This window comes from Streptomyces sp. HUAS 15-9 (genome assembly GCF_025642155.1).
Classification (GTDB): domain Bacteria; phylum Actinomycetota; class Actinomycetes; order Streptomycetales; family Streptomycetaceae; genus Streptomyces.
The window spans coordinates 1,110,546-1,134,619 of sequence record NZ_CP106798.1 but is presented as its reverse complement, the minus strand read 5'-3'; the positions used below and the strand labels follow the sequence as shown (position 1 = coordinate 1,134,619).

The 24,074-nt window shown below is 70.7% G+C and carries 22 protein-coding genes and 2 pseudogenes; 15 read left to right on the top strand and 9 right to left on the bottom strand.

Features of this window, described 5'->3' with window-relative positions; all coding sequences use genetic code 11:
- The first annotated feature begins 112 nt into the window (after window positions 1-112).
- The gene (locus N8I87_RS05080) at window positions 113-1,378 is read left to right on the top strand and encodes a geranylgeranyl reductase family protein (protein ID WP_263205851.1); all 1,266 of its coding nucleotides are present in this window, start codon (window positions 113-115) and stop codon (window positions 1,376-1,378) included.
- Here N8I87_RS05080 and N8I87_RS05075 read toward each other — a convergent pair.
- On the bottom strand, window positions 1,368-1,817 hold the full coding sequence (locus tag N8I87_RS05075) for a nitroreductase family deazaflavin-dependent oxidoreductase (RefSeq protein WP_263205849.1): 450 nt from the start codon (window positions 1,815-1,817) through the stop codon (window positions 1,368-1,370). The genes N8I87_RS05080 and N8I87_RS05075 overlap by 11 nt on opposite strands.
- Before the next feature lie 153 nt (window positions 1,818-1,970).
- On the opposite strand from N8I87_RS05075, the gene N8I87_RS05070 reads away from it, so the two are divergent.
- The gene (locus N8I87_RS05070; RefSeq protein WP_263205847.1) at window positions 1,971-2,687 is read left to right on the top strand and encodes a TetR/AcrR family transcriptional regulator; all 717 of its coding nucleotides are present in this window, start codon (window positions 1,971-1,973) and stop codon (window positions 2,685-2,687) included.
- On the opposite strand, the gene N8I87_RS05065 is transcribed toward N8I87_RS05070, so the two are convergent.
- Window positions 2,684-3,727, bottom strand: a complete 1,044-nt coding sequence (locus N8I87_RS05065; RefSeq protein WP_263205844.1) for a medium chain dehydrogenase/reductase family protein — start codon at window positions 3,725-3,727, stop codon at window positions 2,684-2,686. The genes N8I87_RS05070 and N8I87_RS05065 overlap by 4 nt on opposite strands.
- A gap of 165 nt (window positions 3,728-3,892) precedes the next feature.
- On the opposite strand from N8I87_RS05065, the gene N8I87_RS05060 reads away from it, so the two are divergent.
- The 3 genes from N8I87_RS05060 to N8I87_RS05050 all read left to right on the top strand — a co-directional run bounded on the left by N8I87_RS05060 (window position 3,893) and on the right by N8I87_RS05050 (window position 6,544).
- A complete protein-coding gene (locus N8I87_RS05060; protein ID WP_263205842.1) occupies window positions 3,893-4,552 on the top strand; it encodes a TetR/AcrR family transcriptional regulator in 660 nt (219 codons plus the stop codon).
- Between the two features lie 91 nt (window positions 4,553-4,643).
- Window positions 4,644-5,882, top strand: coding sequence for a sensor histidine kinase (locus tag N8I87_RS05055; RefSeq protein WP_263205839.1), 1,239 nt, complete (start codon window positions 4,644-4,646; stop codon window positions 5,880-5,882).
- Complete coding sequence (locus N8I87_RS05050) at window positions 5,879-6,544, top strand: response regulator (RefSeq protein WP_263205837.1); 666 nt, start codon at window positions 5,879-5,881, stop codon at window positions 6,542-6,544. Before N8I87_RS05055 ends, N8I87_RS05050 begins: the two co-directional genes overlap by 4 nt.
- Here the strand turns inward: N8I87_RS05050 and N8I87_RS05045 are convergent.
- Together N8I87_RS05045 and N8I87_RS05040 are read right to left on the bottom strand one after the other, a co-directional pair.
- Window positions 6,505-6,789 carry a DUF6332 family protein gene (locus N8I87_RS05045; RefSeq protein WP_263205836.1) on the bottom strand — a complete coding sequence of 95 codons (285 nt, stop codon included), beginning with the start codon at window positions 6,787-6,789 and terminating at the stop codon, window positions 6,505-6,507. The two genes, N8I87_RS05050 and N8I87_RS05045, sit on opposite strands and share 40 nt — an antisense overlap.
- 73 nt (window positions 6,790-6,862) lie before the next feature.
- Window positions 6,863-8,365: an MFS transporter gene (locus N8I87_RS05040; protein WP_263205834.1), complete on the bottom strand. Its 1,503-nt coding sequence runs from the start codon at window positions 8,363-8,365 to the stop codon at window positions 6,863-6,865.
- An 85-nt stretch (window positions 8,366-8,450) separates the two neighbouring features.
- On the opposite strand from N8I87_RS05040, the gene N8I87_RS05035 reads away from it, so the two are divergent.
- Complete coding sequence (locus N8I87_RS05035) at window positions 8,451-8,843, top strand: MarR family winged helix-turn-helix transcriptional regulator (RefSeq protein WP_263205832.1); 393 nt, start codon at window positions 8,451-8,453, stop codon at window positions 8,841-8,843.
- 10 nt (window positions 8,844-8,853) lie between these two features.
- Here N8I87_RS05035 and N8I87_RS05030 read toward each other — a convergent pair whose 3' ends face one another.
- The 3 genes and pseudogenes from N8I87_RS05030 to N8I87_RS05020 form a co-directional block, all read right to left on the bottom strand.
- Window positions 8,854-9,588, bottom strand: coding sequence for a maleylpyruvate isomerase family mycothiol-dependent enzyme (locus N8I87_RS05030; RefSeq protein WP_263205830.1), 735 nt, complete (start codon window positions 9,586-9,588; stop codon window positions 8,854-8,856).
- A 67-nt stretch (window positions 9,589-9,655) separates the two neighbouring features.
- Window positions 9,656-11,140: a basic amino acid/polyamine antiporter gene (locus N8I87_RS05025; protein ID WP_263205828.1), complete on the bottom strand. Its 1,485-nt coding sequence runs from the start codon at window positions 11,138-11,140 to the stop codon at window positions 9,656-9,658.
- 76 nt (window positions 11,141-11,216) lie between these two features.
- A pseudogene (locus N8I87_RS05020) lies at window positions 11,217-11,785 on the bottom strand (MFS transporter).
- Window positions 11,786-12,027: 242 nt separating this feature from the next.
- On the opposite strand from N8I87_RS05020, the gene N8I87_RS05015 reads away from it, so the two are divergent.
- Both N8I87_RS05015 and N8I87_RS05010 read left to right on the top strand, forming a co-directional pair.
- A complete protein-coding gene (locus tag N8I87_RS05015) occupies window positions 12,028-12,999 on the top strand; it encodes a hypothetical protein (RefSeq protein ID WP_263205825.1) in 972 nt (323 codons plus the stop codon).
- A 478-nt stretch (window positions 13,000-13,477) separates the two neighbouring features.
- Window positions 13,478-13,873 (top strand): luciferase domain-containing protein, encoded by a 396-nt coding sequence (locus tag N8I87_RS05010; RefSeq protein WP_263205824.1) that lies wholly within the window; start codon window positions 13,478-13,480, stop codon window positions 13,871-13,873.
- A gap of 17 nt (window positions 13,874-13,890) precedes the next feature.
- On the opposite strand, the gene N8I87_RS05005 is transcribed toward N8I87_RS05010, so the two are convergent.
- Entirely contained in the window at window positions 13,891-14,670 is a 780-nt protein-coding gene (locus N8I87_RS05005) for a DeoR/GlpR family DNA-binding transcription regulator (RefSeq protein WP_263205821.1), read from the bottom strand.
- 122 nt (window positions 14,671-14,792) lie between these two features.
- Here N8I87_RS05005 and N8I87_RS05000 point away from each other — a divergent pair, with 122 nt between their 5' ends.
- The gene (locus tag N8I87_RS05000; protein WP_263205819.1) at window positions 14,793-15,674 is read left to right on the top strand and encodes an SIS domain-containing protein; all 882 of its coding nucleotides are present in this window, start codon (window positions 14,793-14,795) and stop codon (window positions 15,672-15,674) included.
- A 23-nt stretch (window positions 15,675-15,697) separates the two neighbouring features.
- Complete coding sequence (locus N8I87_RS04995; protein ID WP_263205818.1) at window positions 15,698-16,543, top strand: class II fructose-bisphosphate aldolase; 846 nt, start codon at window positions 15,698-15,700, stop codon at window positions 16,541-16,543.
- 50 nt (window positions 16,544-16,593) lie between these two features.
- Here N8I87_RS04995 and N8I87_RS04990 read toward each other — a convergent pair whose 3' ends face one another.
- Window positions 16,594-17,727 (bottom strand): methyltransferase, encoded by a 1,134-nt coding sequence (locus tag N8I87_RS04990; protein ID WP_263205817.1) that lies wholly within the window; start codon window positions 17,725-17,727, stop codon window positions 16,594-16,596.
- Between the two features lie 80 nt (window positions 17,728-17,807).
- On the opposite strand from N8I87_RS04990, the pseudogene N8I87_RS04985 reads away from it, so the two are divergent.
- From N8I87_RS04985 to istB, 5 genes and pseudogenes are all read left to right on the top strand, one after another.
- Window positions 17,808-18,174: pseudogene (locus N8I87_RS04985) on the top strand (2OG-Fe(II) oxygenase family protein); the annotation flags it as partial.
- A 242-nt stretch (window positions 18,175-18,416) separates the two neighbouring features.
- Complete coding sequence (locus N8I87_RS04980) at window positions 18,417-19,481, top strand: tyrosine-type recombinase/integrase (protein WP_263205814.1); 1,065 nt, start codon at window positions 18,417-18,419, stop codon at window positions 19,479-19,481.
- Window positions 19,482-20,308: 827 nt separating this feature from the next.
- Window positions 20,309-21,790 carry a tyrosine-type recombinase/integrase gene (locus tag N8I87_RS04975; protein WP_263205812.1) on the top strand — a complete coding sequence of 494 codons (1,482 nt, stop codon included), beginning with the start codon at window positions 20,309-20,311 and terminating at the stop codon, window positions 21,788-21,790.
- Between the two features lie 132 nt (window positions 21,791-21,922).
- Complete coding sequence (istA, locus tag N8I87_RS04970; RefSeq protein WP_438829308.1) at window positions 21,923-23,266, top strand: IS21 family transposase; 1,344 nt, start codon at window positions 21,923-21,925, stop codon at window positions 23,264-23,266.
- Window positions 23,263-24,033 carry an IS21-like element helper ATPase IstB gene (gene istB / locus N8I87_RS04965; protein ID WP_263205806.1) on the top strand — a complete coding sequence of 257 codons (771 nt, stop codon included), beginning with the start codon at window positions 23,263-23,265 and terminating at the stop codon, window positions 24,031-24,033. The genes istA and istB overlap by 4 nt, the downstream gene beginning before the upstream one ends.
- Window positions 24,034-24,074: the final 41 nt, after the last annotated feature.

The following is a 24,074-nucleotide window of genomic DNA, read 5'->3' as shown; positions in this document are numbered from 1 at the left end:
GACGTTGTACCTCTGGATAGACCCGATCCTCCCACAGCGGCCTGCGACGACCTCCGCCGTAGGATGCGGGGGACAGGGGCGGCAGACGGCTTGATCGGAGCGGCGGACCATCGTGAGCAGCGAGAACTCTTCGGCGGACGGCGTGCAGCGGGTGTGGGACGTCGTCGTGGTGGGCGCGGGCCCCGCGGGGGCCTCGGCGGCCTACGCGGCGGCGGTCACGGGACGGCGCGTGCTGTTGCTGGAGAAGGCGGAGCTGCCCCGCTACAAGACCTGCGGCGGGGGCATCATCGGCCCCTCGCGCGACGCGCTGCCGCCCGGCTTCGAGCTGCCCTTCCGGGACCGGGTGCAAGCGGTGACCTTCTCGAACAACGGGCGCTTCACCCGCACCCGCCGCTCCAAGCAGATGCTGTTCGGGCTGATCAACCGGCCCGAGTTCGACCAGCAGCTGGTCGAGCACGCGCAGAAGGCGGGCGCCGAGCTGCGTACGGGCGTCACGGTGTCGCGGGTCGAGCAGCACGGCTCGGCGGTGCCGGACCGGCGCACGGTCGCCGTCGTGCTGCAGGGCGGCGGGACGCTGCTGGCCCGGGCGGTGGTGGGCGCCGACGGCAGCGCCAGCCGCATAGGAGCGCACGTCGGGGTGAAGCTGGAGCAGGTCGACCTCGGCCTGGAGTCGGAGATCCCGGTGCCCGAGACGGTCGCGGAGGACTGGAAGGGACGGGTCCTCATCGACTGGGGCCCGATGCCCGGCAGTTACGGCTGGGTCTTCCCCAAGGGCGACACCCTCACGGTCGGCGTGATCTCGGCGCGCGGCGAAGGCGCCGCCACCAAGCGGTACTTGGAGGACTTCGTCGCCCGGCTGGGCCTGGCCGGCTTCGAACCCAGCATCTCCTCGGGCCACTTGACCCGCTGCCGGGCCGACGACTCGCCGCTGTCGCGCGGCCGGGTGCTGGTCTGCGGCGACGCGGCGGGACTGCTGGAGCCGTGGACCCGCGAGGGCATCTCCTTCGCACTGCGCTCGGGGCGGCTCGCGGGGGAGTGGGCGGTCCGGATCGCCGAGGCGCACGACGCCGTGGACACCCGCCGCCAGGCCCTGAACTACGCGTTCGCGATCAAGGCGGGGCTCGGCGTCGAGATGAGCGTCGGCAAGCGGCTGCTGACGGCGTTCGAGCGCCGTCCCGGCCTGTTCCACGCGGCCCTGACGAGCTTCCGCCCCGCGTGGAGGGCCTTCAAGGACATCACCCGGGGTTCGACGTCCCTGGGCGAGCTCGTCCGCACCCACCCCATGGCCCAGCGCGCCCTGACCGCGCTGGACCGGCGCCAGGCCATGGCCCAGGCCTCGCCCTCGCCCTCGGCCTCGGGAGACGCGGTCAGCTCGTGACCGTGATCCGGAAGACCGGGTGGTCAGGGGCGATACGGCGCATCTCGTCGTCGGGGGAGTCGGGGCCGACCCCGTCGAAGAAGACGCCGACCTCGGCCTTCCAGCGCTTCAGGTAGGCGCGCAGGAGCGGGACCTTGTCCTCGTCGGCTATCTCGGTCGCGGTGAACACGTCCACCTGCTTGCCCAGCCGCAGCTCGCCACCGCCGGCCGCCCGCATGTTGTGCGTCCACTGGACGTGACCGCGCGGGGCGAGCAGGTACTGCTGTCCGTCCACGGTCAGCAGGTTCACGGGGGTGGTGCGCCACTCGCCGCTCTTGCGGCCGCGCACCGCCAGGACGCGGGAGCCCCAGACACTGAGGCCGCGACGGGTCAGCCAGGCGACGAAGCGGTTGAAGACGTTGACGGTGAACCAGCCGGGCTTCTTGACGTGCGCGGACATGACGACCCCCTGCGGATGGGAGAGCGGGCGCTCTCACTGTTTGGGAGAGCAGTGCTCTCGCTTGAGATGAGTGTGCACCCCCTCGACACCCCAGGGCAAGAGCGGTGCTCTCTTTTGTGTGCAGTGCTCTCGCTTCGTGGCAGACTGCTGCCCATGACCAAAGCAGGAGGCGCCCGCGCGCGGGCCAGGACCGAAGTGACCGCGGCCATCAAGGACGAGGCACGCAGACAGCTGGCGGCTGAGGGTGCGGCCAGGCTGTCGCTGCGGGCCGTGGCGCGCGAGCTCGGCATGGTCTCCTCGGCGCTGTACCGCTACTTCCCCAGCCGTGACGACCTGCTGACCGCGCTCATCATCGACGCGTACGCCTCCCTCGGCGAGGCCGCCGAGACTGCCGAGGCCGCCGAGGCCGAGGTCCGGGACGCCGCCCCCGCCGAGCGCTGGGTCGCCGTGTGCGAGGCGGTCCGTCGCTGGGCGCTCGCGCATCCGCACGAGTACGCACTCATCTACGGCTCGCCGGTGCCCGGCTACTCGGCACCCGAGGCGACCGTCCCGCCCGCGTCCCGGGTGGGGGTCCTGCTCATCGGCATCGTCCGTGAGGCGTACGAGCGGCGCGGCGTGGCTCGTACACCGCTGCCCGCCGAGCTGGAGCCCGAGGCCCGGCGCATGGCCGCCGACTTGGCCCCCGACCTGCCGCCCGAGGTGGTCGTGGCCCTGGTCGCGGCCTGGGCGCAGCTGTACGGCCTGGTCGGGTTCGAGCTGTTCGGGCAGTTCACCAGGGTGGTGGAGGACCGCGAGCCGTTCTTCCGACACGCGGCGACCCGGCTCGCCCAGGATGTGGGTCTGGTCCTCCCTCATGCTCCGCATGGCTAGCCCTGCTCCTGCGGGATCAGGACGACCTTGCCGGCCACCGTGCCGGACTCGGCCAGCCGCATGGCCTCGGCGACGTCCGTGAGCGGCAGCCGGGCGGCGATCCGGGCGCTGACCTCGCCGCGCTGGAGGGCGTGGAACACCTCGGTGAGGTCGGCGCCCAGGCGGGCCCGGAAGCGGTCCTTGCTCAGGGCGCGGCCGGCCCAGACGTTGAAGAAGTACGCGTGGCGGCCGTTGGGCAGCGCGTTCCACAGCCACACCCGGCCGAGGATCTTCAGGACGGGCCACTGCTTGGAGCCCGTGTCGTCCCGGGTCGCGGCGCTGCCGTAGGAGACGAGCGTGCCGCCGGGCGCGAGCAGGTGCCAGGAGGCGATCACGCTCCGGCCGCCGACGTGGTCGAAGACGGCGTCGACCCCGCCGGGGGCGAGTTCACGGACCCGGGCCGGGACGTCCTCGGTGCGGTAGTCGACGGGAGTCACGCCCAGTTCGCGCAGCGCGTCGTGATGGCGGGCCGACGCCGTGCCGATCACCTCCAGGCCGGCCGCCAGTGCCAGTTGGACCAGGACGGTGCCGACACCGCCGTTGGCCCCGTGGACGAGGATCGTGCCGCCGCTGCGCACACGGGCCTTGCGGTGGAGCATCTGCCAGGCGGTGATGCCGTTGACCACCAGGGTCTCCGCCTCCGCCGCGTCGATGCCGACCGGTACCTCCACTGCGTCGGCGGCGTCGAGCACCACATGGCTGGCCCAGCCGCCGACCTTCACCAGCGCCGCCACCCGCTTGCCGACGAGGCCGGGGGCGACGCCGGGTCCGGCCGTCATTACCGTGCCGACCAGGTCGTAGCCGGGCACGAACGGGAAGGGTGGCTGGTCGTAGTACCGGCCGCGGCGCATCTGCTGCTCCGCGAAGGAGACCCCGGTGGCCTCCACCCGGACCACGATCTGCCCGGCACCCGCGGCCGGTATGTCCCGGCGCCGGAACTGGAGCCCCTCCGGTTCGACCGTTCCCGGCAGGACGACCTCGACGAGTTCCGCGCTTCCCATGACGACCTCCGTGTAGAGCCACTCGTTTGCGTTAGAAGTTATAACTAACATGACGATGCATCGCGTGAGTGTCAAGCTCTTGCGACGATATCTGTTATTGGTTATCGCTGTGGTGATAGGTTGAAACGAACCGACCGGACGAAGAGGGAGAGGAGCGTGGAGGCGATGGCGGCAGGCGCGACGAGCCCTCGCGAGCGGTACCGCAGCCAGGTGCGTGCCGAGATCAAGGCGCGGGCCTGGGAGCAGATCGCCTCGGCGGGCGCGACGGGGCTCTCTCTCAACGCCATCGCCAAGGAACTGGGCATGAGCGGCCCGGCTCTCTACCGATACTTCAGCGGCCGGGACGAACTGATCACCGAGCTGATCCGCGACGCCTACCGCAGCCTGGCGGACACCTTCCGTGCCGCCGCCGACTCGGGCGGCGGACTGCCCGGCCTCGCGCACGCCCTGCGCCGCTGGGCGCTGGCGGACCCGCAGCGTTATTTCCTGGTCTACGGCACGCCCGTCCCCGGCTATCACGCCCCGGACGACATCACGGCGATCACCCAGGAGATCATGGCCGTACTGCTCGACGTGTGCGTGGCCGCGAGCGCCGACACCCACGGCGCCGACACACGCGACACCTTCGACGCCCACCTCGCGGACCACCGGCAGTGGGCGGCGGGCCACCCCGCCCCGCCCGCTGCCCTGCACCGGGCGCTGCTGTGCTGGACCCGGCTGCACGGGCACCTCTCACTGGAGCTCGCGGGTCATTTCACCGGCATGGGATTCGACCCCGAGCTGCTGTTCGCCGCCGAGGTGGACGAGCTGGCGGGCGGTCGCTGATCACGCCGGCGGGCGTACTCCCCCGGGAGTACGTGTGATCACCTCGTCCGGCTGACGTCCTCGCGGACCGAGGACGTCTAGCGTGGCGGACATGGGAGAGCAGCGCGTGCGCGGACACGCCCCGCCGCAGTGGTGGCGGTACGGGCCCCCGTGGTGGCACCACCCGGACGGCGACACCGAGCCGGGCCGCGCGCGCCTGCCGTGGCGCTCCACCGTGCCGCTCATGGTCTTCGTGGTGTTCGGCTCGAACTTCGCCGCGCACGAACAGCTCCATCGTGTGCCGCTCGACGGCTACGCGCGCGTGCTGCTGCTCGTGGCCTCGGGGCTGCTGCTCTGGCGGCAGCGGTACCCCGCGTTCGTGGCGTTCGGCACGGCCACGACCGCCCTGGTCTACCTGGGCGCCGGCTACCCGTACGGACCGATCTTCCTCACCGTCGCCGTCAGCTGCTTCAGCGCCGTCGTCACAGGCCACCGTCTCGCCGCCTGGGCGTCGGTCGGAATGCTCTGGGCCGGACACGCCCTGATCACGCTCTGGCTCTACCGCTGGCTTCCGCCACCGGGCGACGAGGCCGCGAGCCTCAACCAGGAGATCGTCATCGCGACCTGGGTCGTGGCCGTCGTCGCGGTGTCCGAACTGGCCCGGGTACGACGGGAACAGTGGGCCCGGGAACGCGCCGACCGCGCCCAGGCGGCCCGCCGGCGCGCGGACGAGGAGCGGCTGCGCATCGCCCGCGAACTGCACGACGTCCTGGCCCACAGCATCTCCGTCATCAATGTGCAGGCGGGTGTCGGCCTCGCCCTCCTCGACACCGACCCGGAGCAGGCACGCGAGGCGCTCACCACCATCAAGGCCGCCAGCAAGGAGGCGCTCGGGGAGGTGCGCCAGGTCCTGGACACCCTGCGTGCCCCCGGCGCCGCGCCGCGCGCCCCCGCGCCCGGCCTGAACCGGCTGCCGGAACTGGTGGAACAGGCGGCGGGCGCGGGCCTCACCGTCGACATCGAGGGCGAGCCCCCGCGCCTCGCGCCGGGCGCCGGCCTCGCGGCGTTCCGCATCGTCCAGGAGGCGCTCACCAACGTCGTACGGCACTCCGGCTCGCGGCACGCTCGCGTGTGCTTCGAGGACGACGACGGCGTGCTGCGGCTGCGCATCGACGACGACGGGCCCGCGACCGGCGAGGACGCGGGCGGCAGCGGGAACGGGCTGGCGGGGATGAGGGAACGGGCCGCCGCGCTGGGTGGCACGATCGAGGCGGGCCCGCGTCCCGACGGGGGCTTCCGGGTGCTCGCCATACTGCCGTTGAAGGTGAAGGTCAAGGAGGACGGCCGGTGATCCGTGTACTGCTCGCCGACGACCAGTCGTTGGTGCGGGCCGGCTTCAAGGCGCTGCTGGACGCGCAGCCGGACATCGAGGTGGCCGGTGAGGCGGCCGACGGCGAGGAGGCCCTGCGCGAGGTGCGCGAACTGCGCCCCGATGTCGTCCTGATGGACATCCGCATGCCGCTCCTGGACGGCCTGGCCGCCACCCGCCGTATCACCGGTGCGCCGGAGCTGAAGGATGTGAAGGTGGTCATGCTCACCACCTTCGAACTCGACGAGTACGTCTTCGAGGCCCTCCGCTCGGGCGCCTCGGGCTTCCTGGTGAAGGACACCGAGCCCGAGGAACTCGTGCGCGCCGTAAGGGCGGTGGTCGAGGGCGACGCACTGCTCTCACCGGGGGTGACCCGCCGGCTGATCGCCGAGTTCGCGGCCCGCTCCAAGGAGCCGGCGGCCGCCGACGCACTGACCCAGCTCACCGAGCGGGAAAGGGAGGTGATGGCCCTGGTCGGCATCGGACTGTCCAATGAGGAGATCGCCCGCCGCCTGGTCGTCAGCCCCCTCACCGCGAAGACCCATGTGAGCCGCACGATGGTGAAACTGGGGGCGCGCGACCGGGCCCAACTCGTGGTGCTGGCCTATGAGTCGGGGTTGGTGCGGCCCGGCTGGCTGGGCTGAGGCCCGCGCCGGAAGCGGACCAGCACGGACACGACCCGGGCGACGCCGACGACCGCCGCCAGCGCCAGCCCCGAGCGCAGCAGCAACGCGGACAGCAGGTCCGGCAGCTCGAAGAGGAACACCGGTCCGGCGACAGCCCCGAAGACCACCGCCGCCGCGAACCCCGCGCTGAGCAGCGCGTACCCGAACTCGACCGTCGCCGCGTCCTGCTCGGCCTTGGTGCGCCGTCCCCCGTACCCGTTCATACGGCCAGTCTCACAGCCGTGCGCCCGGCGGGGCAAGCGAAACCCCGCCGGGCGCAGACTCGGAGGCGTCCCCCTAGTCGCGGACCGGGACCGATACCGACACCGGTTCCGCCTGCGCCTCCTCCACAGTGGACCTCGCGACCACGATCGACGCCTGCGTGCGGCGGCCGCGCAGACCGGTGAGCGTGATGAGAAGTCCGGCCACGGCGATGCCCGTGACCACCATGAACCCGGGCCGGTAGCTGTCGAGTACGGCCTGCGGGGTCGCACGGTCGGGGGCGCCCGCGGTGACCACGGCCGTGACCACCGCCAGGAAGACGGCGCCGCCGACCTGGACCGAGGTGTTGAGCAGACCGGAGACCATGCCCTGCTCGTGGTCCTCGACGCCGTTGGTGGCCTGGATGTTGAGCGAAGGGAAGACCAGCGCGCAGGCCGCGCCGATCAGCAGCATCGACGGCAGGACGACGGCCGCGTACACCGGGTCGAGGTCGACGCGCAGGAACAGCGCGTACCCGACGACCATCAGCGCGAAGCCCACCGCGATCAGCCGAGGGGTGCCGAAGCGGTCGACGACCGAGCCGACCTTCGTCGAGGACACCGCCACCAGCGCGCCCGCGGGCAGGAAGGCCAGCGCGGTGTGCAGCGCCGACCAGCCGAGCAGCGACTGCATGTACAGCGTGGTCAGGAACTGGAATCCGACGTACGACCCGAAGAAGGCCACCGCGCCGAGCTGGGCCCGTACTTGGCTGCCGGCGCGCAGCACCCCGAGCCGGATCAGCGGGCTCGCCGCGCGCCGCTCGACCAGGACGAAGGCGGTCAGCAAGGCGGCCGCCGCGAGGAAAGACAGCAGGGTGCGGGCGGATGCCCAGCCGGCCTCGGGCGCCTGGACGACGGTGAAGACGAGCAGCAGCATCGACGCGGTGCCGATGACGGCGCCCGGGATGTCGTAGCCGTCGTGGTCGCGCTCGCGCGTGGTACGCGGCAGCAGCCTGAGCCCGGCGAGCAGGGCGAGCAGCGCGATGGGCGCCGGCAGCAGCATGGTGAGCCGCCAACTGGCCTCGGTCAGCAGGCCGGAGAGCACCAGGCCCATGGAGAAGCCGGTGGCCGCGCAGGTGGTGTAGATGGACAGGGCGCGGTTGCGCAGCGGGCCCTCGGGGAAGGTCGTGGTGATGATCGAGAGGCCCGCGGGAGCCGTGAACGCCGCGCTCAGGCCCTTGATGAAACGGCTGGCGATCAGCAGCGGACCCGAGTCGACGAGCCCGCCGAGGAGTGAGGCGAGCGCGAAGACGCCGAGGGCCACCAGGAACACCTGACGCCGGCCGAGCAGATCGGCGGTGCGGCCGCCGAGGAGGAGCAGCCCGCCGTATCCCAGGATGTAGCCGCTGACGATCCATTGCAGCGTCGACGTGGAGAGGTGGAGGTCGGAGCCGATGGACGGCAGGGCGACGCCGACCATCGACACATCGAGCGCGTCGAGGAACATCGCGGCGCAGAGCACCAGCAGTGTGCCCCACAGCCGGGGAGTCCAGCGAACCGCCGACGACGGCGCCGCGGGGGTGGTGAGCGGAGAGGTCATGGCGAAGACACTACATGCGCATGCATCGAATGCAAGTGCATTTAATTCTGATGCAATGAATTTACTTCTCTGCTACGGTGCGGCCATGGCGGCGAAGAATGCCGAGCAGGCGCTCGTGGACCAGTGGCGGGACATCCTGGCGCTGCACGCCCGCACCCAGTGCGAGCTCGACCGCGCCCTGCACGGACACGGCCTGTGTGCCAGCGACTTCGAGGTCCTCGACCTGCTCGCCGAGGGCCGCGCGGCGGACGGCGGCTGCGCCTATCGCGTCCAGGAGATCTCGGAGCGGGTGCATCTCAGCCAGAGCGCTCTGTCCCGGCTGATCGCCCGTCTGGAGAAGGACGGCCTGGTCGACCGGGCCATGTGTGCGGAGGACCGGCGGGGCGTGCGGGTGGCGCTCACACGGAAGGGGCGCGCGCTGCACGGCGAGGTGCTGCCGGTGCAGCGCGCGGTACTGACCCGGATGCTGGCGGGCTGACCGGCCGCCGTCAGATGCCGGACCGCTCCCGCCACAGCGCGGCGAGCGCGGCGTTACCGGCCACCTCGGGCATCGGCACCCGGTTCCACAGGGCGAGGTACAACTGGTCGGCCGGGCCGGACAGTTCGGCCTCCGCCACGCCGGACTCCTCCCGAGTGGTCACGGGCGGCTCCGCGGACAGCCGTACGGTCCACACGTCCCCGGTGTCCGAGGCACGCACCCGCAGCACGCGCGGCTCGTCCGTGCGCACCCGGCTCCTCGTGCGGGCGTGGAAGCCGCGCAGCAACTCGTCGATGCCGTCCACCGCGAAGTCCCGCGCCACCGGGGACGGAACCCCGGTCCGCGCGGACTCGGCGTCATAGCGGTGCACGGTCGTCTCGTGGGCCTGACGCCTGGTCCAGAACGCCAGCGGCGAGGGGGAGGGCGCGGGGTGGAAGGTCCAGCACTCCAGGTCGGACGGCGCCGCGGCCAGGGTGTCGACCAGACGATGGTGGCTGTCCCGGTACCAGGCCACCAACTCGGCGCCGTCCAGGTCCGGGAGGTCACCGAAGGGGCGCGGCGCGGTCTGCTCGTCGGCGATGATCCCGGCGGCCCAGCGATGCACCGCGCCGGTGTGCCGCAACAGGTCGCGCACCTGCCACTCCGGGCAGGTCGGCACCTTGGCGTCGGTCCCCGCCACCTCGGCGGCCGCGGTCAGCAACCGGCCCTCCCGGTCCAGGGTCTGAAGGAAGTCGGCAGTCTCCATGCAGGTGAGTGTGCCGTATGGAACGACCGTGCATACGACAACCTTGCGTCAGCCCGCGTCCGGGACGTCAGAGGCTGATCCAGCCGAGCGTCAGGGCGAGGACGCCGAGGCCCGCTCCGGCGACCGAGACGGCGAGTACGACGCGCTCGCCCTCCGAGAAGAGCCGGCGGCCCTGTTCCCGGCGGGCCATCATGAACAGGACGGTCGCGGGGGCGTAGACGATGAAGGACAGCAGCAGGAACTTCGGGCCCGCCGCGACGAGGAGGAAGACCGTGTAGACGCTGGCGAGGGAGCCGACCACCAGGTCCCCGGTGCTGTGCCGCCGGGTCCGTCGCTGCCCCGCGATCTTCACGGCGAAGGCCGTCGCCAGCAGGTAGGGGATCAGCGCCAGCGCGCTCGTCAGACCGAGCGCGAAGGTGAAGGCGTCCTTCGAGAACAGCGTGATGACCAGCACGGCCTGGGACAGCAGGGTCGTCATCAGCAGCGCGCGTACGGGCACGTCGTCCGCGGTCGCCCGGCGCAGAAAGCGCGGCATGTCGTCGTCCTGGGCGGCGACGAACAGCACCTCGGCGGCCATCAGCGTCCAGGCGAGGTACGCGCCCAGCACCGAGATGATCAGCCCGACGCCGACGAAGACCCCGCCCCAGGTGCCGACCGCGTGCTCCAGGACGCCCGCCATCGAGGGCCGGCGCAGCTGGGCGATCTCGCCCATGGGCATGATCCCGTACGACACGATCGTCACCGAGGCGAAGACGCACAGGACGCTCAGGAACCCGAGCAGGGTTGCGCGGCCGACGTCCTCGCGCCGCTGGGCGTGCCGGGAGTAGACGCTGGCACCCTCCACCCCGAGGAACACGAACACCGTCGCCGGCAGGGTGCCGCGGACCTGGTCGAACAGCGAACCGGTGGAGGCGGTGCCGTGGAAGTTGGCGGCGAAGACGTCCGTGTCGAGGTAGCAGAGGGCCAGGACGATGAAGACCAGGATGGGGACGGTCTTCGCCACCGTGACGATCCTGTTGATCGACGCGGCCTCCCCGACCCCTCGCCGGATCAGCAGGAAGAACCCCCACAGACCGACCGTGGACAGGGCGGCGGCCACGACCGTGTCGCCCTCGCCCAGCGCGGGCCACACTGCGCCCACCGTCGACATGATCAGCACCCCGTACGCCACATTGCCGACGCAGACGCTCGCCCAGTACCCGAACGCCGAGAAGAAGCCCAGATACTCGCCGAACCCCGCCTTGGCATACGCGTACACGCCCGCGTCGAGGTCCGGCCGCCGCAGCGCGAGGGTGCGGAAGACGAGCGCCAGCATCAGCATGCCGGCACCCGCGATCCCCCAGGCGATCAGGGCGCCGGCGACACCGGTCTGTTCGGCGAAGTGCCGGGGCAGCGAGAAGACACCGGCGCCCACCATGGAACCGATGACCATCGCGGTCAGCGTGGGCCGCGTCAGCCTGGCCGCGGGCGTCGGCTTGGCCGCAGGCGGTGTGGTGCCGGGACTCTCGGTCGACCGAGTCTGCGCCTGAGCCTGAGTCTGCGCCTGAGCCATGATGATCACGCTGGGGCATTCACCAGGGCTCCGCACCTTTTGTTGGGCGAGATGTGTCCGTCGGTCTGACGTGGGGTCAGCCCGATGCCGCGCGGCGAGTGATGACGCCGATCAGGGCCGCCAGTGCCGCGACGCTGGTGAGCGCGGTCGGCAGGGAGAACCAGTCGGCCATGAAGCCGATCGCGGGCGGCCCGAGGAGCATGCCGCCGTAGCCCAGGGTGGAGGCGACCGCGACGCCGGAGGGGCCGGCCAGGGCACCGGCCCGTTCCACGGCGACCGGGAAGAGATTGGCAGGCCGAGTCCGGTGACGGCGAACCCGATCAGCGTCGCCCACACGGACGGGGCGAGCGAGCCGAGCAGCGAGTGGGTGAGCGGGGGCAGCGCGACGCCGAGGGAGAGGAGGACGGCGCACGCGACGGTCACCGGGTGACTTCCGTAGCGGCGGCACAGCCGTCCCGTGAGCATCATCGTGATCACCGCGCCGGCCGAGACGCCGAGCAGCGCGAAGCCCAGCTCGGTGGCCGAGGCGTGGGTCTGTTCCTTGATGGCCGGGATGCGGACGACCCAGCCGGCGAAGACGAAGCCGTCCAGTGCGGAGAACACGGTGAGGGCGACACGGAGACGGGTGAGGTCGCTGCCCGGCACGACGTTGTGCGATCGGGCTTTGTTCATTAGCGGCACAAAGTCGGCCCAGGGGGGTGCCGAAGGTCGGGCAAGGGCAAGGCCGGGCGCATGCCCTGTCCTTCGTGTGTGCGGCAAGCAGCCCCATGGCATGGCCCGCGCGGGCGACCCTCCGGCCCCGGCTGCCGACGCCGCTCACCTGCGCACCCTCATCGTGGTCCGGGCCCGTGTGGCGGTGCTCATGTCCTGTTCGAAGAGAGGTTTCCATGCCCCGTCTTCCACGCCTGGCCGGCGCCGCCGTGGCAGCCGTCATCGTCAGCGTGCTCGCGTCGGCCACCGCGTCGGGCGGTGAGCCGGAGCGCTCGGACGCGCGTGTCGTCGCCCGCTTCGACTTCGCCGCCGGGCAGACACCGGAGAACATCGCGCTCGAACGCGACGGCTCCGCCGATCTGGCCTTCGCGTTCGCCCGGCAGGTCGCCAATGTCACCCCGCGCGGCCGCACCCGGATCCTCGCGACCCTGCCGGAGGTCAAAAACCCGAACACCCCCATCGTCCACAGCGCGGTGGTCCTCGGTATCGCCCGGGCCCACGACGACACGCTGTACGTCACCTACGCGACCGGGACCCGCAAGACCGGCATCTGGCGCATCACGCGCGACGGCGGCACACCGAAGCAGATCGCGAAGCTCCCGGCCGACGGACTGCCCAACGGGCTCGCCCTCGACGAGCACAGAGGTGTGCTCTACGCCGCCGACTCGGTGCTGGGCACGGTCTGGCGCGTCCCGCAGGAGGGCGGGACCGCCACGAAATGGGCCAAGGTCCCCGCGCTCGCCCCGTCCCACGCCCCCTCGGGCGGCTTCGGCGCCAACGGAATCAAGGTCCACGGCCATGCCGTGTGGGTGTCCAACAGCGACCGGGGGACGCTGCTGCGCATCCCCGTACGGCCGGACGACTCCGCGGACGCGATCGAGACCAGAGCGACCGGGCTGCACGGGATCGACGACTTCGCCTTCACCGGCCGCGGGCACACCGTCCTCGCGGCCCTGACCGCCACGGGCCAGATCGCCCTGGTACGACCTGACGGCACCCGCACCATCGTGCTCGCGCGAAAGGACGGCCTGGCCGATCCGACCTCGGTGGCCGTGCGTGACCGGAGCGTGTATGTGCCCAGCGCGGCGTACTTGACCATGCGGGACCCGAACCTGGTCGTGGCCCGCCTGCCGTGGCGCGCGGGCTGACGGCCGGGGGCCGGTGAGTGTCACGGGCCGTTAGTCGGTGCGTTGCGCGGATCAGGACCGTGAGGCCGGCCGTGCCGTCGGGATCGTCCGTGTACCGCGCGACGGGCAGCGGCCCGGCCTCGGCCGGCCGTCCGGTCGCGCCAGGACGCCCCGACCTCCGTGGCCGTGCGTGACCGGAAGTGTCCGTGTGCCCGGTGTGGCATACCGGTTCGAGCCGTACGGAGTTGCCATCCGGTGAATCGCGCGCGACCCCCGGACCGTCGTCGGGCACGAACACCCGCCGCCCGGCGGTGACTTCCGTCGTCTTTCGGCCACTTGCTCGCCCCGCCCGGGCGCGCAAAACATGCTGAAGTGCCTGGTCCGGGAGGAGATGGGCCTGATTTTCCGGTGGTGCGTCTTCGGCCAGACCGTGGATACGGGTCGGTTAATGCTCGCTCACGTGCTGGTTGCGCAAGAGTGAGCGGGCCATGATGGGCCCATGACGTTGGCCTCGCGTGCTCTCACGCAACTGGCGACCTGGCCGGACCTGAGACAGGCCGTACCGAGCTGCGGCCTGGGGCAGGCGCTCAGCTCGGACCGGGGCGAGATCGCCCACTTCCACTCGGACCGGGACGTCGACCTGCATCTGACGGACCGTGCCATCCGGCGTTTCGCCAAGGACCTCAAGGGTTCGGGGGCGATCCGGATCGTCCCGGGTTCGCAGTGGGTGACCATACGCCTCGATGCCGCGAGTGACGTCGACCTGCTGATGACCCTGGTCAGCGTCGCGCTCCAGGCCCAGCAGGTGTGGCCGGACCCCGTCGGCCGGTTCGAAGCGGGCTGCAACGACCAGCGGGGCGCGGGGTTCGTACGGGCGGATCCCGGCGGCATCTGACGCGGCGTGCCGGGGCGTCACACGACGACGACCCGCATCCCCGCCTCCTCGAACCGGCGCACGGTGTTCGGCCCCACTGCTGTGTCCGTGACGAGTGTGTCCACCGTCTCGGCCGCGCAGATCCGGGCGAACGCCCGCCGGCCCAGCTTGCTCGAGTCGGCCGCGACGATCACTCGTTCGGCTTGTTCGCACAGCAGCCGGTTGATCGCGGCCTCCGCCTCGTCGTGCGCCGCCGCGCCGTGCGTGACGTCGAAGGCCACCACCCCCAGCACCGCCACGTCGAGCGTGATCTGGCCGAGCACCCCGTCCGCCAGCGGCCCGATCAGCTCGTACGACTGCGGACGCGCGACCCCGCCCGTCACCACGATCTTGAACTGGGGCCGTACGGCCAGCTCGTTGGCGATGTTGAGCGCATTGGTGACGACGGTCAGCGCCGGTGAGCCCGACGCGAGGTCCGCGCGCACGGCCAGCGCTCGGGCCACCTCGGTCGTGGTCGTACCGCCGGTCAGGCCCACCGCCTCGCCCGGCGCGACCAGGTCCGCCACCGCCTTGGCGATGCGCTGCTTCTCGGAGGCGTGGCGCGCTGTCTTGTAGCGCAGCGGCAGTTCGTACGACACCCCGTGCACGACCGCCCCGCCCCGGGTGCGCACCAGCATCTGCTGTTCGGCGAGCTGGTCGAAGTCCCGGCGGATGGTCGCGGCCGACACCGACAGTTCCGCCGCGGCCTCCTCGACGTCCAGGCGGCCGCGTTCCACCAGCAGTTCCAGCAGCGCCTTCCAGCGGGCATCGCGCGACATCCGGAGCCTCCGTTCCTCGATCTTCCGCGACCCTAGCGCACCCCGTCCCGCCTCGAATGCTTGATTGTGCTTGAAAGCTGGCTATATCTTGCAAGAAAAATCAGCCAGGGGAGGGGTACGGCATGACCCATGTCGAGGACGAGCTGAACAGCCAGCCCGAGTGCTGGATACGGGCGGCCGCACAGGCGGCGCACAGCGGCGGGGCGCTGCCGGGACCGGGGGAGCGGGTCGCGATCGTCGGCTGCGGCACCTCGTACTTCATGGCACAGGCGGCCGCGGCCCTGCGGGAAGGGGCGGGCCAGGGCGAGACCGACGCCTTCGCCGCGTCCGAGTTCCCGTACGGGCGCCCGTACGACCGTGTCGTCGCCCTCACCCGCTCCGGCACCACCACCGAAGTGCTGGACCTGCTGGGGCAGTTGAAGGGGCGCACCCGCACCGCCGCGGTCACCGCGGATCCGGACACCCCCGTGATGACGGCCGCCGACGACATCGTCGTACTGGACTTCGCTGACGAACGGTCCGTCGTGCAGACCCGGTTCGCCACCAGCGCGCTCACCCTGCTCCGCGCCCACCTCGGCCTGCACCCCGACACGGTCGTCGCCGACGCCCGCGCCGCGCTGTTCACCCCGCTGCCCGAAGGGCTCGTCGACTGCACCCAGTTCACCTTCCTGGGGTGCGGCTGGACCGTCGGACTGGCGAGCGAGGCAGGGCTGAAGATGCGCGAGGCCTCGCTGTCCTGGACCGAGGCCTACCCGGCGATGGAGTACCGGCACGGCCCCATCAGCATCACCACGCGCGGGACGGCGACCTGGATGCTCGGCCAGGCGCCGGACGGACTGGCCGAACAGGTGCGTGCCACCGGCGGGTTGTGGGTCGACGGCTCGCTCGACCCGCTCGCCGAACTCGTCCGCGCCCAGCGCCTCGCGGTGGCCGTCGCCGCCCGCCGGGGCCTCGACCCCGACCGGCCCCGCCACCTCACCCGCTCGGTGATCCTCGCCCCCTGACCCACGACCCGCAAGGAGAAGCCGTGCCCCTCGTACGCACCGGCGAGCTCGTCACCCGCGCCGCCGAGGCACGCTCGGCCGTCGCCGCCTTCAACATCATCACGCTCGAACACGTCGAGGCCGTCATCGCCGGGGCCGAAGCGGCGGACGCGCCGGTCGTCCTCCAAGTCAGCGAGAACGCCGTCAAGTTCCGTTACGGACGCCTGCTCCCGCTGGCCCGCGCGGCCGCGGTGGCCGCCGAACGCTCCTGCGTACCCGTCGCGTTGCACCTCGACCATGTACAGAGCGACGACCTGCTGCGCCAGGCGGCCGACGCCGGCTTCGGCTCCGTGATGTACGACGCGGCCCGCCTTCCGTACGCCGAGAACCTTGCCGCGACCCGCGCCGCGGTCGACTGGGCGCATGGCCAAGGGCTGTGGATCGAGGCGGAGTTGGGGGAGATCGGCGGAAAGGGCCGACCGCCGCTGGACGCCCACGCGCCCGGCGCCCGCACCGACCCTGCCCAGGCGGCCGCCTTCGTCGCGGACACCGGTGTCGACGCCCTGGCCGTCGCCGTCGGCAGTGTCCACGCGATGACGACCCGTACGGCAGCCCTCGACCACGAACTCCTCAAACGGCTGTCCGTCACCGTGCCCGTTCCGCTCGTGCTGCACGGTTCCTCGGGCGTGCCGGACGAGGGGCTCGTCGCGGCCGTCGCGGGCGGCATCGCCAAGGTCAACGTCGGCACCGCCCTCAACATGGCCATGACCGGCGCGATCCGGGACTTCCTCGCCACTCATCCCGAGGCGGTCGACTCGCGCAAGTACCTCAGCGTGGGGCGGGAGGCGATGGCACGAGAGGTGGCACGGATCATCAGGGTGCTCGACTAGCCGCCCGACAGCGTTCGGCCGACGGGGGGGCGGCCGGCAGAGGGCGACCGCTACCGTTTGACGGCCTTGAGCACCACGAACTTCGGGTCGGAGGCCACCAGTTGGCTGTTGCCGAACAGGCGCCGCAGCTTCACGTGGTAGCCCAGGTGACGGTTGCCGATCACCCACAGCTCGCCGCCCGGCCGCAGCGCGCGCCGCGCTCCGCTGAACATCCGCCACGCCGTCGCGTCCGTCGTCGCCTGGTGGGAGTGGAACGGAGGATTGTTGAGGACGACGTCCACGCTGCCGGCCGCCACCCCCGCCAGCCCGTCCCCGACCCGGAACTCCGCGTGCCCCGGCACCCCGTTGGCCTTGAACGTGGCCTCCGCCGACGCCACGGCCTGGAACGACTCGTCCACGAACAGCACCTCGGCCGTGGGGTCGGCCAGCGCCACCGCCGTACCCACGACCCCGTTGCCGCACCCCAGGTCCACGACCCGGCGCGGGCCGCGGCCGGCCGGCAGGTGCTGGAGGAAGAACCGCGTGCCGATGTCCAGCCGGTCGGCGCAGAACACGCCCGCGTGGTTGACGACGGTCCGCCCGGAGACCGTGCCGATGCCCTCGGGCAGGGCGTAGCTGTACGGCCACGGATTGGCGGCGCGCTCCAGCGCTGGGTCCGGGGTACAGAGGATCAGCCGGGCCTTCTGCTCCGCGAGAGAGGTCCGGGTCGGCCCGAGAATCCGCTCGAACAGCTCCAGCGTGGAGGTGTGGATCTCCTTCACCATCCCGGTGCCCACGACGACCGTGCCCTCGTGCACGGCGGGCGCCAGCCGCTGCAACTGGTCCTCCAGCAGCGCCAGGCTCTTCGGCACGCGCACCAGCAGGACATCGACGCGGTCCGGCGGGGGATCCTGGGTGGTGAGGAGCCGTACGCCACCCGGCTCGACGCCGGCCCGCGCGAGGTTCGCCCGGGTCGCCTCCTGACTGAGGAAGGAGTCGGTGATCTGCACCGGCCCGTGCTCCGCGAGCGCCGTGACCAGCGCGCCCCAGCGGTCCCCGAGGACCACGACCGTGCCGGAGAGCGGGATCCGCTCCTGGGCCAGGTGCCGCAGCAGATACGCGTCGGAGGCGTCCCAGGCACGCAGCCGGTCACGGGGATCCTCGGGGAAGCGGGACAGCTCGAACTCGCCCCACGCAGTCGTCATACGGTCGCTCATTGTGGGTCCAGGCTATCGGAGCCGCAGATCAGGCCAGGTTGCGCGGAGCTTCGGGCAGGATGGAACGCATGGACGTGGAGCTGTTCCCCAGGGCGCGCCGAGGTCGCCCCCGGCGCCGTGCACATGCCGGACTGGCTCGACGTCCGCGCCCAGCGGGAGCTGCTGGCGGCCTGCCGGGAGTGGGCGCGCCCGCCGGCGGGCCTGCGCACGGTCCGCACCCCCGGCGGCGGCACCATGACCGCCCGCCAGGTCTGCCTGGGCCGGCACTGGTATCCGTACGCCTACGCCCGCACGGTCGTCGACGGCGACGGGGCCCGGGTGAAACCGTTCCCGTCCTGGCTGGGTGAGCTGGGCCGCCGGGCGGTGGCCGACGCGCTCGGCCCGCGGGCGGTGGCATCGGCGCCGTACGACATCGCACTGATCAACTTTACCGACTGGGCAGTGAGTGTTCAGTACGGCCGTTCGGGTGTCTTTTAGTCGCCTCACGTTCGCCTTTACCAAGTCTGGCAAGCCTCTTCGTCGCGTGTTGGACGCAGGGACGAGGGGGTCTGGTGCGAAGCGGGATGGTTCTTGGGGACATCCGAGTACAGCCGATGAAAAGAGCTGGTGGCGGGTGGTCGTACACGATCGTCTTGCCGGATGGGGCTGTCGACGAGGAGGCTGACAGTTTCCTCCGTGTGTACGACGGGCGGGGTACGCAGAAGACCTACGCGTACTACCTGGTCGATCACCTGCGGTGGCGGGCCCGCGAGCAGTTGACGACCCAGACTGCGTCGCTGCGGGATCTGCTGCGGTACATGGGGGCAGTTGGGGCGAGAGTGGAGATGCCGTTCGGTGAGCCGTGGCGGACGCCGCCGAAGCGCCCTTACGGTGCGTCGGCGCTTCAGATCGCTGCCTCGTGTGTGAAGGGTTTCTACCTGCATCAGTGCGGCCTGGGGGCGAATCCGGGGCTTCGGGCCGCCCTGGACGTAAGGGAGTTGCCCACCCGGGTGGACCGGGACCGGGCTCTGCTGGGACACGTGATGGCCTCGGTGGCGAAGAATCCGCTGGCGCCTGCGCAGGGCACGCGGCGGAGGCATCCGAAGATGCTGCCGGACGGTGCGCGCCCGGAGCTGGTGACGGTCGTGAACACGGCGCGGGACAGGATGGTGGTCACCTGGCTGTCCGACACGAGCCTGCGGATCGGGGGTTTGACGGGGCTGCACCTGGTGGACCTGCATCTGCGGGAGAACGCGGGGTGCGGCGAGTGCCGGAGCCCGCACGTCCACGTCTGTCACCGCTGGGGCAATGTCAACCGGGCCGCAGCGAAGGCGAAACCGGACTGGCGGATGGCCAGCGGGGTGATCAGCGGCGGCGAGATCTACCGGGTCAGTCCAGCGATGATCAGCAGTTACTTCGAGTACATGACGACGGAGTACGCGCAGGTGGCCACTGGGCACGGCATGCTGCTGATCCAGCTGTCCGGGCCGAACCGGGGCGAGCCCTGGACCTCGGACGCGGCCCGCGGAATGCTCCGCCGGGCTGGCCGCAGGGCCGGGCTTCCGGGAAGGATCAGGCCTCACTCCTTCCGGCACAGCTTCACCTCGGCGATTCTCGACGCCTCCGGCAATGACCTGTACGTCGCTAAGGAGGCCGGTAACTGGGCTTCGGTGCGGACCGTCGACGAGGTCTACGGACACCCTGACCAGCATTCGCCGGAGTTCATCCAGGCGCTGCGTGCGGTCTGGGGTGAGGAGGAGTGACCGCTTTGCCGCTGGTGGCCGTCGGTGGTTCGCATGCGAGGCGCACGGTCACCGACCGGCTTGAGGCGCTCCAGGCACTGATCGGGGCGCCTGACTTCGACCCGCTGCTGCGGCCCGATGTCATCAGCCTCCCGAGGGACCATCCGACCTACGGGTGGTCGTGCCGCGTCCCGGACTGCGCACGGTCGAAGGCGACGGCGAAGGATTTCTGCAGAAAACACGAAGACGAGTGGCTCGCCTGGCAGAAGGACGGCGGGCACATGGGCGGGTTTCTCCAGGCCGCGCGGCCGCTGTCCCCCGTGGGGTGGTTGGTCGCGCCGCCCTGTCGCCTCTGCCCGGACCTGCCGGCCAAGGGCAAGGAGGGCATGTGCTACCTGCACACGGAACGCTGGATCGGATATCGCAAGCTGCGCAGGGGCCGAGGCCGGTCGGTCGACTTCGAGAGCTGGCTGGCTGGTCAGAAACCCTTCGTCGGCTTCGGGAAGTGCCAGGTGGTCGCCTGTCCGTCGGTCGCCGACCGTCCGCTCGGCCTCTGCCGTCAGCACCACCACCGCTACGTGAGCGCGGGCAAGCCAGGCGGTGCCAAACTCCCGCCCGGCTGGACGCCCCGGCACCTGGAGCGAGGCGAACGTCCCGTGATCAGTTATGCGGACAAAGCCGCCTTCCGGGCTTGGTGCTTGACTGTCCGCCCGGTCGCCCGGATGAATGGGCAGCTGTCCCTGCTGGGACTGCGGTCACTGGTGAAGGCAGAGATCAAGTGGACGGTGTTCCGGCACACGCAGCAGCAGGGCGACGGCCGACGCTGGTCGCTCCCCTGGATCCAGCACGTGGCCGACGAATGCCGGGAACAGAATGTCACCTCGCTCGCCGACTTCGACGAGGCCCAGGCCCGGCCGCATACCAGACACATCGTCAAGGTCATGCTCGACCAGTTGCGGCACGTCTACTTCACCCGCGAGGACACCAAGGACGCTGGGTTCATCGACACCGAGTTCTACGGGGTCCGCGTCCGCAACCGCAGCACAGTCATCGACCTGTCAGGCGTCACTCAGCGCTGGCTCCGCGACCTTCTCTGGGATCTGCTGGACGCCCGGCTGACATCCAACCCGCCCCGCAGCAACAGCACCCTCACCCGGCCGCGCCGAGGCTGTATCGAACTCAGCGCCTTCCTGGAAGCGCAGGCCCCCGCGGGAGGCCATGACCCGGCACTGCTGGCCAAAGACCACGCTGTCACTTTCGTCGCCGACCAGCGACACCGGCGCGAACACGGACTGCTGTCGCTCGGCCTCTACGAGAATGGCAGCAGGTTCGAGCAGAGTCCCGTCACCAAGTGCACGGTGGCGGCGACGTTCTCAGGAGCCCGTCAGGTCTTGCGGACTGCTTTGGAATTAGGTGAGGCCGAACGGCTGGGCCTGGCCCGGGAGTTCATCATCACTATCCCTCTGTCCACCGCGAAGTCGGGCCGCCGCCGTCCCTTTCCCGACGGTGTCGCACGCGCGCTGGCCGGCGAGGACAACCTGCGAAGGCTTGAGGACTTCGACCTCGACGACCGCGGGCTCCGTGACATCTGGGAGGCTCTCGTCTTCACCGGCCGACGCGGCAGCGAGGTCTCCGGCGTCCGCTTCGACTGCATCAGCCGCCTCAACGGCATCCCGATGTTCTGGCACGACCAGACCAAGGTCGGCAACTATGACCAGGCCATCCGCATCCCTGAACGGCTCTATGAACGCATCGAACGGCGTCAGGCAACCACAGTCGCCCGGTTCGTCCGGCAGCACGGCCGTCCGCCGACCGGCCAGGAGCGAAGCGGACTCGCTCTCTTTCCCCGCCGCTCAGCCAATGCCAGCGGACAGCACAGCGTGACCCACGCCTGGTTCGGGCGCTGTTTCCGTGACTGGGTAGACACCCTTGACGTCGGACACTACGTGGCCCATCAGGCCCGTCACACCCTGGCCACCAACCTTCTGCGCAACGGTGCCAACCTCACTCACATCAAGCGTTACCTCGGGCAGGTCTCCGAGAGGATGGCCGAGCACTACACCCACCTTGCCAGCACCGACCCCCGCCTGGAGGATGCGCTGAACGCCGTCTGGGTCGCCGGACCCGGATCGGCGGAGCCAGGACTTCTCCTGTCAGGCAGCGAGCCGATGACACGAGAAGAAGCCGAAGCTCTCGCCGTCGATCTCACCCGCAGATCCACCCCAGCCGAAGGCGGCTTCTGCACCTTCCAGCCCGTCGTCGACGGCGATGCTGTCGGCGTACACCTGAACGTCCCCACCCACGTACGGGCGAATGCGGCCAGTTCCTGATGTGCTGAGGTGGGCTGGTCGGCACTCTGCTGCGTAGTCGGTGTCTGCGGCAGGGGGTGGTCGGCAGTGGTCCTGGATCCGCGCCGGTGGTCCGAACTACGGCGTTTCCGTGGGCTGTTGGAGTCCGGGGCCATGAGCCTGTCGGAGATCGCCCGGGAGACGGGGCTGGACCGCAAGACGGTCCGCAAGTACCTCGCGGGCCCGTCGACGCCGCCGCGTCGTTCGGCTGCCGGTCAGGTGGTGCCCAGGGTGATCGACGAGTTCGCGCCGCTGGTCGACTCGATGCTGCGGGCCGAGATCCTGATGAAGGCGTCGGTGATCCACGAGCGGCTGGCCGCGGAGTACGGGTTCACCGGCAACTATCAGCGCGTCAAGCTCTACGTTCAGCAGGCCCGGCCCAGGATCGCCGAGGAACTGGGCATCACGCCAAAGGAGTTGGCGGGCCTGCACCGCCGCTTCGAGGTCATTCCCGGGGCCCAGGCCCAAGTCGACTGGGGTGATGAGGGCAAGATCCTTGCTCACATGGGCATCGGCAAGGTCTATTCGTTCCACATGGTGCTGTCTTACTCGCGCGACCCGTTCTGCTGCTTCACCACGAGCCAGGACCTGCAGACCTTCTTCGAGTGCCACCGGCGGGCGTTTGCGCACTTCGGCGGGGTGCCGATGACGATCGTTTATGACCGGACCAAGACGGTCGTGCGCCGGCACGTTGCCCCGGGCGAGGCCGTTCCGCTGCATCCGGAAGCGGTCGGGTTCGCCGGCCACTACGACTTCGACATCGACGTCCTGGCCGCCTACCGGCCCACGGGCAAGGGCCGCGTCGAGCGCCAGGTGTTGATCGTCCGCGATCATGTCCTGTCCGGGCGGGCGTTCTCTTCGATCGAGGAGATGGATGCCGCGTTCGCCACGTGGGTGCCGAGGCGCCGGGACCAGATCCACAAGACGCACCGGGAAGTCATCGGCGTCCGGGCCGCCCGCGACCACGCGGCCCTCAAACCGCTGCCGCCGACTCCGTACTTGGTGACTGAGCGACATCTGCGTCCGGTCGGCAAGGACTGCCTGGTCGCCTTCGACGGGAACCTCTACTCAGTGCCAGCCCGCAAGGTCCGCCCACGGCAGCTGGTCGAGATCCGGGCGACGAAGTCCCAGATCATGCTGCACACGACCGTTCCCGACACCAGCGGCGAGACCTTGCTGTCCGCCCACGCGCGGGTGGTCGGCCGCGGCGCCGTCGTCAAGGCGGACGAGCACTGGGACGGCCTGCCCACCGGCAAGAACCGCCGCACGACCACCGGCGAGGGACCCCCGCCGCGTCGCGAACCGGCCTCCGGCAGCCAAGTCGGTTCGCTGCAGGCCCTGTTGAACCGCTCCGCGGCCACCCAGATCGAGGTCTCACGCCGCCCGCTGTCGGTCTATGACGAGCTGACCGGGACCAGGCCCTTCACCACCAAGTCGTCGACGAGGGAGTCGTCTTGAGCGAGCTGACCGGCAACCGCATCCGCAGCACGGCCGGCAAGCTCGGCCTGCCCCACCTGGTGGAGAACATCAACGAGTACATCCGCCGCGCTGACGAGGGCAAGCTCGGCTACCTCGACTTCCTCGACCTGGTCCTCTCCGAGGAGCTGGCCGTCCGCGACGACCGCCGCTTCCGCAACGGCCTGCGGCTCTCCAAGCTGCCGCACCACAAGACGCTGGATGAGTACGACTTCTCCTTCCAGCCCGAGCTCGACCCGCGCAAGGTCAAAGACCTTGCCACCCTCTCCTTCGTCGAGGCGAAGGCCAACGCCGCTCTGCTGGGGCCGCCCGGGGTCGGGAAAACGCATATCGCGGTCGCGTTGGCGGTCGCGGCCTGCCGGGCCGGCTACTCGATCTACTTCACCAGCCTCGACGACATGGTCCGTCAGCTCAAAGCCGCCGAGACCGCCGGGCGGCTGACCAGCAAGCTCACCACCTACCTGCGGCCGAGCGTCCTCGTGGTCGACGAGGTCGGCTATCAGCCCTTGGAACGGGCGGAGGCGAACCTGGTCTTCCAGGTGATCTCCAAGCGTTACGAGAAGGGCTCCATCATCCTGACCTCGAACAAGACCTTCAGCGAGTGGGGCCAGGTGTTCGGTGACGAGGTCCTCGCAACCGCGATTCTTGATCGTCTCCTGCATCACTGCGAAGTGATCTCCATCAACGGCCCGAGCTACCGCCTCAAGAACCGCCTACAGGCCATCGAGCGAGAGAACCAAGTGGCCTGACAGCTGGGGACGTTCGCCCGTACGCACCTGGGGAGAGAACC